Genomic DNA, 12,510 nt, shown 5'->3' with positions numbered 1-12,510 from the left:
CTAACGGGAAACGTTATTGTTTGGCTTTGCATATTATCACTTAATCCCCACTGCAAATCTAAAACCGCCCAACATAGGGCGTAGAAAGGAAAAAACTATGAATGATAAAAGAGTAAATCAATACCTTATCCTGCCGGAAAACGGCAACAGAAAAGACACCAAATTAGCTGTCGAATACGATGAATCTCAAATCGCCGATTACCTTAAACAAGGCTATGTCATTGTTAACCACGATGATTTTAACAAGCTCATTGGCAACGGTAACGGCGAATACCTTATCGCTGATGACGGCGTTGTATATCCTAAGCCAGCACCGACGGACGCAGAACTGCTGGCTGTTGCAAAGCCTGCCAAAATCGCAGAGCTTAAAGCTGAGCGTGACAGCAAAGAGGTTGAGCCAATTGAATATAACGGCAACAGCTATGACTACGATGGCAAGGCAAGGGAGCGTATCAACGCTGCTATCATCGCCTTAGATGTACAGGGAGCTGATGCATCTATTGATTGGACTACGGCAGATAACGCCGATGTTAAGGTAACAGCCAACGATTTGCGTATGGTAATCGCAATGGTCGCAAATCGCTCAAACGCCTTGCATGTGGCGTATAGAGCCGCTAAGGAAAAGGTAGAGGCTGCGAGTGATGTTGCTGAGGTCGAGGCCATTAAGTTAGATGTCTAAACATGGACAAAGCCTGTAACCATACGGCTTTGAAGCATGTTCCCGACATGATTGTCGGGGAGTAACAGGATAGCAACAGCGCAGATGTAGCTATAATGCGTGATGTATGTGTGTGGCAAGGCAATAGCAAGCAACAGGTTAGCAACAAATCATATCAAGTCTATTGCCTTTTTAAGCTCGTGCAGTGATTTGTGTGTGTACACGCCCTTGGTGACTCCCTGCAGCGCATGGCCTAGGATACGCTTGACGGCTGTGTCATTAGCTCCTGCGTTGTCTAACAAAGTTGCGCAGGTATGACGGCATTCGTGGGGCGTATGGTGGCAGGACGTAGCTGTCATAACATTGTCAAAGCGTGTACGGAATCGGTGGTAAGAAATCTGTTCTCCTGCATCGTCGGTTATGAGAGTTTTCCCATTATCCTGCATCCATTGCTGGAAGTAGGGGAGAACTTTACGGCTGATTGGTACGGCACGATTTTCGCCTGCTTCTGTCTTAGATTCACGGACAATGAAGTATCGTTGTTTTAACTTAACATCACACTTCTTTACCGCCAGCATCTCGGATGGACGCACTCCGCTATATATCATCATTACAACAACTTTTGCCCAGCGTGATAGTGGTTCTGAGCTTTCAGCAAGGCGTTTTACCCTATTGAGCTGCCGTGTGTTGAATGGCGATTTCGGATAGACAATCTTTTTCTTGTCTATGTCGATGTATTTGCTTATGTCTGCGCTGGCTGAGATGATTTCATACTTTACTGCGTAGGTATATAGGTTATGTAATAGCTGGCGGCATTTCTTCTGGCTTGCGTAGCCGATTTTAGCACGGCTCATAGCACGGATAACATCCTGCAGGTCGCTTATTTTTAGCGCAATAAATTTCTTGTCGTAGAGTGGTTCGCAGTGCTTGTAGGCGGCAGTGTAGTTAGCGGTGGTGTTTTTGGCTATCTTCGGGTAGTGTTCTGCTGACCACAGCTTAAAAATTTCTCCGAATGTTATTTCAGACGGGTTAAACAAAGATGGATTCTTGTTGTATGCGATTAGATATGCTAAAGCATCTTCGTATGTAGCATAGTATCCAATAGGTTTTTGTTTTCCGTCGATGTATTTCTTGACAACGTATGGTCTACGGCGATGCTCTCCATAATATGAGATTGAACCGAAGCCGTTTGGCAGTTTTAATTTTTTCATTTTTATCAGCTCCTATACGTAGAGTATAGGATGGAAAGAGAGGTAATTTACATGGCAGACAAAAATATTTCCAAGGTCGTTTATGGCGGCAAAACATTGATTGACTTGACGGCTGATACCGTCACTGCTGACAAGCTGCTGAGTACGTACACGGCGCACGACAAGTCCGGCGCGCCCATCACCGGTACCTGTACATTTGACGCTGACACCAGCGATGCTACCGCAGCCGTAGCCGAGATTTTGGCCGGCAAGACTGCATACGTCAACGGCAACAAGCTGATTGGCACCATGAAAAACAACGGCGCCGTTACCGGTACCATTACCAAAAAAACCGACAGCTACAACATCCCTATCGGTTATCATGACGGTTCCGGCAAGGTGGACATCAGCTCTACCGAGCAAGCTAAGATTATCGCCACCAACATCCGTGCCGGCGTCAGCATTTTAGGCGTTACCGGTACCATGAGCGGCACCGAAGGTGCCAAAGCGCAGGCCAAGACGGCTACACCGTCCACTACACAGCAGACCATTCTGCCAGACAGCGTACAGGGTTTTAATTATCTTACACAGGTAACGATTGAGGCTATCCCTTACAATGAGTCCGACAATGCTGCCGGCGGCACAACCGTAACAATCGCTTAAAGGGGGCCTGCATATGGCGGTAAACAAGATTATTTATAATGGGGAGACTCTGGTCGACCTGACCAATGATACCGTCACCGCCGATGACCTGGCTGCCGGGGTAAAGGCTACCGGAGCCGACGGCAGACCGGTGATCGGGCTGCTGCCCAAGGTAGTTATTGACTCGGAGCTGTCCCAGTCCAGCACAAATCCGGTCCAGAACAAAACAATTACTGCGGCTTTATCTAATCTTGATATTGATATAGCAACAAATGATGAAATTGACAATGCCTTAAACGTTGCAGGCAGCGGGGACCTGCCGACAACTGGCGGTATCGTCCCTATTGCGATGGGCGGCACCGGAGCGACAACAACGGCCGGGGCACGTACCAATTTGGGCGTAAGTGCTACCGCAGATTTTGCAAACGTAGCATTTAGCGGGGCGTATGATGATTTGACCGGCAAGCCGGCGATACCATCCAGGACAAGCGACCTTGCCAACAACAGCGGCTATATCACAAGCAGCGCGCTCAGCGGTTACGTCAAGTCGGTCAACGGTGTAACCCCTGACGGCTCCGGTAATGTTACAATAAGCGTTAGTGGGGGCGGCAGCGGTGGCGGTGGCAACTATACATTACCTACGGCAAGCGGTAGCACACTTGGCGGCGTAAAGGTTGGCAGTAACATCAGTGTGTCAAACGGCACTATCAGCGTTACCAAAAGCAACGTGACAAGCGCTCTAGGGTATACTCCTGCTACTACCAACAATGCGTCTTTTACAGGCACAACAATGGTACAGACGTTGACCGTCAGCAGCGTGCTTAATATTCCCGGTGGCAGTATTTGGATTGAGTAGGTGGAGATATGAGCATATTAAGCAAAAAATTATATGTACAAAAAACAGGCGGCACGGCTGTTGCCTGCAACATCTACTCAACCTCAGCAGAAGCCGGGGACAAAGCTCTGCGAGTAAGAGTCGATAACACCGACGGCTATATAGCCCTTAAAGCGACAGACGATGCCAACGCTACAGGCATGCGTGTTAAAATCGGTGGCATTATATACGCTGTTGCAACAAAACATGAGAGCGGCGGGGGTGATGTAGCCGAGAATGCCTTTGTAATGACCATGGGACAGCAAAGCGGTCAATATGGGTATAGTCGCAACAATGGCAATTATGGCGAGGTTACAGGTAATGTTACGCATGATGGTAGAGCGGTAACCTTGGTAATATTGTCTTATTACGGCGGTTGGCTTGACGTTGCATTTAAGGAGGATGGTGTTACGAGCGGTAATCGCAATATCAGCCTTAACATCACCCCGCTTGAAACGGGTGTAACTGTTAATTTGACAGTAGGCAAAATGTCATATCAAGGTAGTTTAGTAGGATTTTATACCTTTGTGCAACGTGTACCGTCAAATATATCAAGCATGTTTACCGCTGCTAATGTGGGGAAAAAATATAAAGTAGAAATTGTGTTTAACTAAGGAGGTGATATTTAGTGGCGGAAAACATGATTGACCTTAACGGCCTTGTACATGTGTGGAGCAAGGTTAAGACGCTTACAAATGGATGCGTTAAGGCTAGTGACCTTGCTACGGTGGCAACGTCGGGTAGTTACAATGACCTTACGGACAAACCGACCATACCTGCATCAGCCACGGTGGACAGCGAGCTGTCATCTACATCGGTTAACCCGGTACAAAACAAGGTTATAAACGCTGCGCTTAACAGCAAGGCTGATAGCAGTGCATTGAGTGCTTACTTGCCGTTGGCTGGTGGGGCGTGTACAGGCAGTGTGAGTGCGCCAAATTTCCAAACAGGAACGGGCGCAAACAACTATTTCCAATGCCGCAAATTTAGGGGCGAAGGCGACGCGAATACCTATTATCACGCTGTAGATTTTGGCTATTCCGGGCATGACAGCGTGGATTTCTATGAATATGCCCCGAACTGGAACTTTTACAAATGTACCTCTGGCCAAAAGTCAAGCGCCGTCTTGGTTGGCAACATCAACGAAAACGGTTGGAATGGTGGGGCACGTCTGAGCGGTACACCGACCGCACCTACTGCGACTGCTGGAACGAACACTACGCAGATAGCGACAACAGCTTTTGTACAGACAGCTGTAAGCAGCAAGGTAAGCGCATCGGCGCTTGCAACAGTAGCGACAAGTGGCAGTTACAACGATTTAACTGACACACCTACAATTCCGGCGGCGTACACCTTGCCTTACGCAACAGGCAACGTGCTGGGCGGCGTAAAAATCGGCAGCAACATCAGCGTATCTTATGGTACGATTAGCCTTACAAAGGCTAACGTCACATCTGCTTTAGGCTATACTCCGCCTATGAGTGATACAACCTATGGCAATGCTACATCATCGGCAGCAGGCCTTATGAGCAGCACTGATAAGAGCAAATTGGATAGTATCGCCAATTATGCTAACAACTACGTCCATCCTGCATCACATCCTGCGGCCATGATTACCGGGCTGGCTAACGTAGCCAAGACAGGCAGCTACAACGATTTGTCGGACCGACCCACGATACCAGCGGCTATCATCGTGGATGACACGTTGGCTGCTGACAGCACCAACGCCATCCAAAATAAGGCTGTGTATGGACTGGAGCAAAAGTTTTTTAACCAGCTCAGCGCATTGGCTGCCGTTGCACGTAGTGGCAACTATAATGACCTTACCGATAAGCCGGGCAATGCAACAACATCGAGTGCAGGTTTTATGAGCGCTGCGGACAAGGCAAAGTTGGACAAGGTCGACGCTGATGCCGGAAACGTTAAACTGATAACATACAGTTAAGGTTCTTAAGCCGTCTTATACAGGACGGCTTTTATTATGTAGTTTTTAGGAGGTTGAAAGATGAACTATAAACTTTTTTTTGATAGTGTGGTAGGTGCAGGCAAAACGCTTTATACAGGTTGGAATTATAAGGCTGTAGCTGCTGCGATAATGGTAATCCTGCTCCACAAGCATGCAATCCTGTTTTATGCTTTTTCTGCCTTGGTTGTGCTGGACTGCCTGACAAAATGGGTTGCAATCGCGCATGATTATCTGGTTAAGCAGGGCAAAACGCCGACATTTTTGCAGTCTGTTATTGGCATTAAGGCGGCTCGTAGTGCAGGCCTGATTTCCTCTGAGGTGATGAAACACAGATTCCTTGGTAAAATTGCGGTCTATTTATGCTGCGTGATGGCAGCGGCCACAGCAGACCTTATTATGGTGGAGCTTAGTAAACCAGCATGGGCAGTGAGTACAATTATCGGCTACTTAACTGCAACAGAATTATTGAGTATAGTAGAAAACCTCAACGCTGCTGGCGTAGAGGCTGTGCAAGGCCTCATTGACACAATTAAGAAAAAAAGGATGTGATAACATGGATCTTAGACATCTCTTAGCGCATGAGGTAGCTGCGGGCATCATCGCCACCGGCATCGAGGGCGCATATGACAGCGTGAGCTGCAGCACTGCCGGCAATTACCCCAGCATGGGCGTGAGCCAGTGGGAGGGAAGCCGCGGGGATAACCTCCTGAGCTGGATTGACGGTGGCCGTAAATTTATCGGCCGTACCTACTCCGGCATTGTCGACTCCGAAGAGTTGGCGGAGCTGCGTGCGGTCCTTGACAGCGAGCAGGGCAGAGCTGCTCAGCTGGAGATATTGGCCGCCGACTGCCTCGACTACGTTGACGCGCTGATGCCGTACATCAGCAACAGCAAATGCGTAATTTACGCCGGCATGTGGTGCCCGACCAGCATAAACGTGGTACGCGTTTTTGTGCGTAACCGCAAAAACCGGGGCTATGACGTTGATGACCTGTCTGCCCTGGCTGCTGTTTTTGAGGAGGAGTATTATGTAGCAGCTGCCGTCGGTAACGCCTACAAACAAGGCTATGCCAACAGGGCAAGAGCTACATATAATTATCTTGCAGGGCACAATATCGACTGGGGGCTGCTGAATGTATGACAAAACGTGGATATATCGTATTGGCGCTGTGTGTCTGTGCGCTGCTGTCGCAGCAGCTGTCCTGTACGCCTGCTTCAGCAGCCGAGGCGACAGTGACGGTGCCGCTGAGCAGATTAATCGAGCTGCGGACCTTAACCGACAGGCAGGAGCTGAGGTTGATGCAGCTGCAGGAGCGGTTGGACGCGCAGAGCAGTACGCTGAGCAAGCAGCAGAGCTCAATCAGTCAGCTCAGGCAGGAGCTGACGACTGCGGAAAGCTCGTTGAGCAGCTCCAAGCAGATAATCGACGAGCAAAACGCATCCTTGATGAGCTTATCAGCAACGCTCAAACAGGAGCAGCTGCGGGCACAGAAAATTAAACGCCAGCGCCTGCTCTGGCAGATTGTTGCCGGCAGTGTTGTGGTGTATGCGGCACTTAAATAATAGTTTATATTTGGGGCCAACGCGCCTAAAAAATAGCCAAAAACAGGGCAAAAAACAGCAAAAATCAACAACTGAAAAGCCCAATTTTTATACACAAAAATACCCCGCAACCTGCATGGTTGCGGGGTTTCTCTCATGGTGATCCAGGAGGGATTCGAACCCCCGACCCACGGCTTAGAAGGCCGTTGCTCTATCCAACTGAGCTACTGAACCATATTAACTTGGAGCGGGCGATGGGAATCGAACCCACAACATCAGCTTGGAAGGCTGAGGTTTTACCACTAAACTACACCCGCATGGTCGGAGTGGCAGGATTCGAACCTGCGACACCCTGCTCCCAAGGCAGGTGCGCTACCAAACTGCGCTACACCCCGAATACAAAAGGTATTATACTATTTAATTAAACAGATGTCAAGAGAAAATATATACTTTGTTAATCATAAAGCAGAAGAAAAATATTTGAAATCATATTTTCCTTTTGCCTGAAAGATTGTTTATTTCAGCAGTTCTTCCTTAAGCTCGTAATATTCGCGTGAGAAATAGGGCGTAAGCTGTGCTTCGCGGTGGTCATAGCCAAAGGCGCGTTTGGTGAGCGACAAAATCGGCGGTGCCTGAATGCGTTTGGCAACAGCAAAGCCGGCGAATAACTTCCACCAGCGCTCTAAATCGGCAATCAGCGCTGCAGCGTCGGGGCAGGCTTCGTTAACCGCTTCCTGCGTACAGCCTAGCTCTGCGGCCAGCGTGCCTGCCTTGTACCAGCGCAGGATATCTGCCGGAGTTGTTTTGTGCCAGTCTTCGATAAAGGCACGCAGCAGGTAATCGTGATAACCATACACCAACGGGTCGCCACCGTTGCCTACTGTCTGCGCATCCGAAAGCTCGGCGCTGGGACGGATATTGAAGATGGCTTCGGGGATTACCTCGCGTTTGTAAATTACTTCGTTCAGATAACGGCCTAAGGCATATACCTGATGCTTCCACAGGTCACCGATCATGGCCATAGCGCCGCAGATGTCACCATAGAAGGTGGCGTATCCGATAGCCAGCTCTGCTTTATTGGAGTTGCAGCTGAAGGCGCCGCCGAAGGCTGCTGATGCAGCGGCGATGACGCGTGCGCCGCGGTCGCGGGCCTGAATATTTTCTTTGATGAGTCCGCTGAGTTGCAGATTGAAGCTGCTGCCGTCTGCCAGATGGGTGATAGGAGTTTCTTCCAGTTGCTTGACAGTCAGCTCATAGCTTTCGCTGATGGGCATTACGGCATAGTTTGCGCCCAGTGCCTGCGCCAGCTGCTGCGCGCTGTTGCGCGTGGCAGCGGAGTTGAAGCGTGAAGGCAGGTTGAGCAGCAGGATATTTTCCGGTCCCAGGATATCTGCATACATAACGGCGGTTACGGCGCTGTCGATGCCGCCGGAAAGACCGATGGTCATACGTTTGATGCCGCATTGCTGCAAAAATCTGGCGGTGCCGTAGCGTAGGGCGCGGTAAACGGATTCCGGCTCCTTTGGCAGCTCTGCCGGCGGACAGGTGGGAATGATGCGGTTCGCTTCTGTATCCCAGGTGAATTCTAAAAAGGTATCGGCATACATGGGCGCAGAGGCTACCAGACTGCCGTCACCGTTGTAGGCGGAAGTGCAGCCGTCATAGGTGAAGATGTTCTTGCCGTTGTTCTGAATGCCGACGTTGTTGCAGTAGATGAGCGGAATGCCTGCGGTGCGTGCCTGCGCACTGAAAAGGCGGTTGCGCTTACGGTTTTTGCCCAACGTGTAGGGGGAGCAGGAAAGGTTGCATAAAAGCTGTGCTCCGTTGGCTGCCAACGTTTGCGGTACGTTAAGGTGATAGTTTTCCGTCCAGCCGTCCTCGCACAGCATGACGCCGATACGCAGGCTTGTGCCTCGGATGACGATTTCCAAAGGCTGCAGTGCTTCACTGACGCTTGCACCTTCTTCGGCGCAGAGCTTCTGGAGGCTGTAAAAATGACGGCAGTCGTCAAATTCGCGGTAGTTGGGCAGCGAGTTCTTGATGAAGAAGCTGCGTCCCTGATAACCGCCGAGCAGCTTACCGTTTTGGCAGGCAAAGGCGGCGTTGTATTTGCGCACGCGTCCGTCCTCGTTGAGCTTGCCTGGTTCGGTGGCAACGCTGCCGAAGATAAGGCAGATATTTTTGGTGGCAGTGACGATCTTTTCGGCATAATAGGCGCAGTCATCCAAAAAGGTCTGCTGCTCCCAAATGTCGCCGATAAGATAACCCGGCAATGCCATTTCGGGCAGAAGCAGGATATCGGCCTCAAGGCTGCGTGCTTTTTCAATAGCGTCAATAATTTTCTTATAGTTTACATCAGAACGGCCGGGAGTTATTTCCAGCTGTCCGCAGATAATTTTCAGCTTCAATTTATTGTCCTCACAATTTTATTTGCATTTTACATTACTATAGTGCTATTATAACAGAGATGAAGTAATTTCTCTAGCTTAGAGGGGGTTTTTCCTGATGAAACATAACAAAAAAACTAATGCAGCCCGCCGTCTGGACGAACTGAAGATAGAATACCGTATTATGGAATATCCGGTGGACGAGGAGCATCTGGATGCTGTGCATGTTGCCGCAGAGGTTGGCATGCCTGCATCACAGGTATTCAAAACACTGGTAGTACGCGGTGACAAGAACGGCATTATGTTTGCCGTAATTCCCGGTGACGGCGAGCTTGATTTAAAGGCGTTGGCCAGAGCCAGCGGCAATAAGCGTGCCGAGCTGGTGCATCTGAAGGAGGTATTGCCGCTGACAGGCTATATTCGCGGCGGCTGTTCACCCTTGGGCGCTAAAAAGAACTATCCTGTATATATGGATGAAACCAGCAATAACTGGCCGGAGATTGCAATCAGTGCTGGTCAGCGCGGTATGCAGATTATTGCGGCACCGGCTGATTTGCAGCGTGCTACGGCTGCAACGGTGGCACCGCTGATTTTTGCAGAGTAACTCTTGTTCCTTCCTATGAAATATGCTATTATAGTCTTGATAACCTATTTGCACAATTGTGTTTGAAAGAAATACGACTGTGCTGGCCTGAAGGCGTATTATTAACGCTGACGGCAGTATGATGTCAAAATTTAAAGAAGAAAGTAGGTTGAATATATGTTATATGTTAGTACAAGAGGGAAAACTGATTTGTTTTCCGCTGCACACGCGATAACCCGTGGCTTGGCAGCGGATGGAGGATTGTTTGTACCGCAGAATATTCCTGCGATGCGTATGGTTGATATAAAGGCGATGGAGCGCAAACCTTATACGGAGCGTGCTGTTGATGTTCTGCTGCAGTATCTTACTGATTTCAGCGAGGACGAGCTGCGCGAATGTGTAAATGCTGCCTATGCGCCGGAAAAATTCGGTGATAATCCTGTGCCTTTGGTACAGGTAAATGATAACACCGGTGTGCTGGAGCTGTGGCATGGCCCTACTTCCGCTTTTAAGGATATGGCACTGCAGCTTTTACCGCATCTTTTGACACGTTCGATGCAAAAGACCGGTGAAACGAATAAGGTTGTTATTCTGGTTGCTACCTCCGGTGATACCGGCAAGGCTGCTTTGGAAGGCTTTGCTGATGTTCCGGGTACGCAGATTATCGTTTTCTACCCCAGTGAGGGTGTAAGCGATATCCAAAAGCAGCAGATGATTACCCAGGCAGGCAAAAATGTTAAGGTTTTCGGTATTGAGGGTAACTTTGATGATGCTCAGCGCGGCGTGAAGGAAATTTTCGGCAATACTGCGCTCAGTGATGAGCTGGCGAAAAAGGGCTACACCTTCTCTTCTGCCAATTCTATTAACTGGGGCCGTCTGGTGCCGCAGATTGTTTACTACTTCAGCGCTTATGTAGATGCTGTTAAGGCAGGTAAGATTACTGCCGGTGACCCGATTAATTTTGTTGTTCCTACCGGCAACTTCGGTGATATTCTGGCAGGCTATTATGCTAAGCTGATGGGCTTGCCGATTGACAGACTGCTTTGTGCATCCAACAGCAATAACGTGCTGACTGATTTTATAAATACCGGTGTTTATGACAGACGCCGTGAGTTCTTTAAAACTGTTTCTCCTTCTATGGATATTCTTGTTTCCAGTAATCTGGAGCGCCTGCTTTACAGTGTGACAGAGCATGATGCTGCGCGTGTGGCAGATTATATGAAGCGTTTGAATACCGAAGGTCATTATGAGATTGACAGCGATGATCTGAAGCAGATTCAAAGCCAGTTCTTCGGTGCCTGGGTTGATGAGCTGGAAACGAAGGAGGCTATCGGCCGTATCTACAATGATTATCATTATCTGATGGATACGCATACTGCCGTTGCTTGGCGCGCAATGGAAAAATATCGCTTCCTGACGAGTGACGAGACTTACACCGTGGTGCTGTCTACCGCAAGTCCGTATAAGTTTGCTGACAGCGTGTTGGCTGCGCTTGATGATGCTCAGCCGCAGGGAAGCAATCCTTTTGAGCTGCTGCAGAAGCTGCATGCCGATACCGGCGCGGAGATTCCGCCGCGTATGCTGGCGTTGGAGAATCTGCCTGTGCTCCATTCCGAGGTTATTCCTGCGGACAAGATGGAGCTGGCGGTTGTGAAGAACCTGGTGTAATTGTGGCTTGATGTGAAGAATACTTGCGTTGCGGGTATGTTTTCGCTATAATAAAACAGAAATTTAATATTTATATATGCAAGACTTAGTCTGCCAAACAGCGGACTAAGTCTTTGTCATAAAAGGAGGTATAAAGTGGACTCCAGGAGTGTACTTGAACAGGTGCGTAGTGGCAAGCTGTCGGTGGCTGAGGCGGAGCGCTATTTTAATCGTAAGGCGTACGATAATTTAAATTATGCGCGTCTTGATACTTCGCGTGAGCAGCGTACTGGCTTTGCGGAGGTGGTTTACTGCAGCGGTAAGCCTGACGCGTATTTGGCGGATATTTATAAGCGTCTTTTGGCGGAGCAGGGTGAGGTGTTCGGCACGCGGGCAACGCCGGAGCAGTATGAGCTGGTGCGGCGGCAGCTGCCTGATATTGTTTATGATCCGGTGGCGCGGACGCTGAAGCAGGAGCGCCCGGATAAGGTGCGCTGCGGCTGTGTTGTTGTTTGTACTGCGGGTACTGCCGATATTCCCGTTGCGGAGGAGGCGGCGCAGACGGCGGAGTTTTTCGGGACGCATGTGGAGAGGCTTTACGATGTTGGCGTGAGCGGGATTCACCGTCTTTTGGATAAGGTTGATTTGCTGCAGCAGGCGAATTGTGTGGTGACTGCTGCAGGTATGGAGGGTGCGCTGGCGAGCGTTATCGGCGGCCTTGTGCGTAATCCGGTGATTGCGGTGCCGACTTCTGTCGGATACGGTGCAAGCTTTCATGGACTCAGTGCGCTGCTGACGATGATTAATTCCTGCGCTAACTGCGTTTCGGTTGTGAATATTGATAATGGCTATGGCGCGGGGATTATTGCGACGCAGATTAACAGGCTGGCGTGCAAGTGAGATCCAACCCTTCCGTCTGCTCGTAAAGCTCGCATCCACCTCCCCTTTCAGGGGAGATATAAACTTTTATATGCTCCCTGCAAGGGAGCTGGCATCGCCGCAGGCGATGACTGAGGGTTGT

The 12,510-nt window shown here is 49.6% G+C and carries 13 protein-coding genes and 3 tRNA genes; 11 read left to right on the top strand and 5 right to left on the bottom strand.

All coding sequences use genetic code 11. The features are described from left to right. Window positions 1-97: 97 nt before the first annotated feature. The gene (locus tag Q7Q81_RS10650; protein WP_304276021.1) at window positions 98-679 is read left to right on the top strand and encodes a DUF4376 domain-containing protein; all 582 of its coding nucleotides are present in this window, start codon (window positions 98-100) and stop codon (window positions 677-679) included. Window positions 680-828: 149 nt separating this feature from the next. Here the strand turns inward: Q7Q81_RS10650 and Q7Q81_RS10645 are convergent, their stop codons facing one another. Then, entirely contained in the window at window positions 829-1,869 is a 1,041-nt protein-coding gene (locus tag Q7Q81_RS10645) for a site-specific integrase (protein ID WP_304276018.1), read from the bottom strand. A gap of 51 nt (window positions 1,870-1,920) precedes the next feature. Here Q7Q81_RS10645 and Q7Q81_RS10640 point away from each other — a divergent pair, with 51 nt between their 5' ends. The 7 genes from Q7Q81_RS10640 to Q7Q81_RS10610 are packed head-to-tail and all read left to right on the top strand — an operon-like array spanning window position 1,921 to window position 6,893. Beyond that, window positions 1,921-2,511: a hypothetical protein gene (locus Q7Q81_RS10640; RefSeq protein WP_304276014.1), complete on the top strand. Its 591-nt coding sequence runs from the start codon at window positions 1,921-1,923 to the stop codon at window positions 2,509-2,511. Between the two features lie 13 nt (window positions 2,512-2,524). Further along, a complete protein-coding gene (locus Q7Q81_RS10635; RefSeq protein WP_304276011.1) occupies window positions 2,525-3,346 on the top strand; it encodes a hypothetical protein in 822 nt (273 codons plus the stop codon). Between the two features lie 8 nt (window positions 3,347-3,354). Beyond that, window positions 3,355-3,978: a hypothetical protein gene (locus Q7Q81_RS10630; protein ID WP_304276008.1), complete on the top strand. Its 624-nt coding sequence runs from the start codon at window positions 3,355-3,357 to the stop codon at window positions 3,976-3,978. Window positions 3,979-3,992: 14 nt separating this feature from the next. Then, window positions 3,993-5,309, top strand: coding sequence for a hypothetical protein (locus Q7Q81_RS10625; protein ID WP_304276005.1), 1,317 nt, complete (start codon window positions 3,993-3,995; stop codon window positions 5,307-5,309). A gap of 60 nt (window positions 5,310-5,369) precedes the next feature. Next, entirely contained in the window at window positions 5,370-5,879 is a 510-nt protein-coding gene (locus Q7Q81_RS10620; RefSeq protein WP_304276002.1) for a phage holin family protein, read from the top strand. A 4-nt stretch (window positions 5,880-5,883) separates the two neighbouring features. Beyond that, window positions 5,884-6,471 (top strand): hypothetical protein, encoded by a 588-nt coding sequence (locus tag Q7Q81_RS10615; RefSeq protein WP_304276000.1) that lies wholly within the window; start codon window positions 5,884-5,886, stop codon window positions 6,469-6,471. After that, window positions 6,468-6,893 carry a hypothetical protein gene (locus tag Q7Q81_RS10610; protein WP_304275998.1) on the top strand — a complete coding sequence of 142 codons (426 nt, stop codon included), beginning with the start codon at window positions 6,468-6,470 and terminating at the stop codon, window positions 6,891-6,893. Before Q7Q81_RS10615 ends, Q7Q81_RS10610 begins: the two co-directional genes overlap by 4 nt. A gap of 136 nt (window positions 6,894-7,029) precedes the next feature. Here Q7Q81_RS10610 and Q7Q81_RS10605 read toward each other — a convergent pair. The 4 genes from Q7Q81_RS10605 to nadE form a co-directional block, all read right to left on the bottom strand. Next, a tRNA-Arg gene (locus Q7Q81_RS10605) sits at window positions 7,030-7,106 on the bottom strand. 9 nt (window positions 7,107-7,115) lie between these two features. Further along, window positions 7,116-7,189 (bottom strand) — tRNA-Gly (locus Q7Q81_RS10600). 1 nt (window position 7,190) lies between these two features. Continuing rightward, window positions 7,191-7,267 (bottom strand) — tRNA-Pro (locus Q7Q81_RS10595). A gap of 120 nt (window positions 7,268-7,387) precedes the next feature. Next, a complete protein-coding gene (gene nadE / locus Q7Q81_RS10590; RefSeq protein WP_304275997.1) occupies window positions 7,388-9,280 on the bottom strand; it encodes an NAD(+) synthase in 1,893 nt (630 codons plus the stop codon). A 97-nt stretch (window positions 9,281-9,377) separates the two neighbouring features. On the opposite strand from nadE, the gene ybaK reads away from it, so the two are divergent. The 3 genes from ybaK (at window position 9,378) to larB (ending at window position 12,389) form a co-directional block, all read left to right on the top strand. Continuing rightward, window positions 9,378-9,863, top strand: coding sequence for a Cys-tRNA(Pro) deacylase (gene ybaK, locus Q7Q81_RS10585; protein ID WP_210684358.1), 486 nt, complete (start codon window positions 9,378-9,380; stop codon window positions 9,861-9,863). A 156-nt stretch (window positions 9,864-10,019) separates the two neighbouring features. Continuing rightward, window positions 10,020-11,510 carry a threonine synthase gene (thrC, locus tag Q7Q81_RS10580; protein ID WP_293823999.1) on the top strand — a complete coding sequence of 497 codons (1,491 nt, stop codon included), beginning with the start codon at window positions 10,020-10,022 and terminating at the stop codon, window positions 11,508-11,510. A 135-nt stretch (window positions 11,511-11,645) separates the two neighbouring features. Then, the gene (larB, locus tag Q7Q81_RS10575) at window positions 11,646-12,389 is read left to right on the top strand and encodes a nickel pincer cofactor biosynthesis protein LarB (protein WP_304275996.1); all 744 of its coding nucleotides are present in this window, start codon (window positions 11,646-11,648) and stop codon (window positions 12,387-12,389) included. The last annotated feature ends 121 nt before the right edge of the window (window positions 12,390-12,510 follow it).

The sequence above is a fragment of the Phascolarctobacterium succinatutens genome (assembly GCF_958453765.1).
In the GTDB taxonomy this organism is placed as follows: domain Bacteria; phylum Bacillota; class Negativicutes; order Acidaminococcales; family Acidaminococcaceae; genus Phascolarctobacterium_A; species Phascolarctobacterium_A succinatutens_B.
This window is presented reverse-complemented; position numbering and strand designations above follow the sequence as displayed.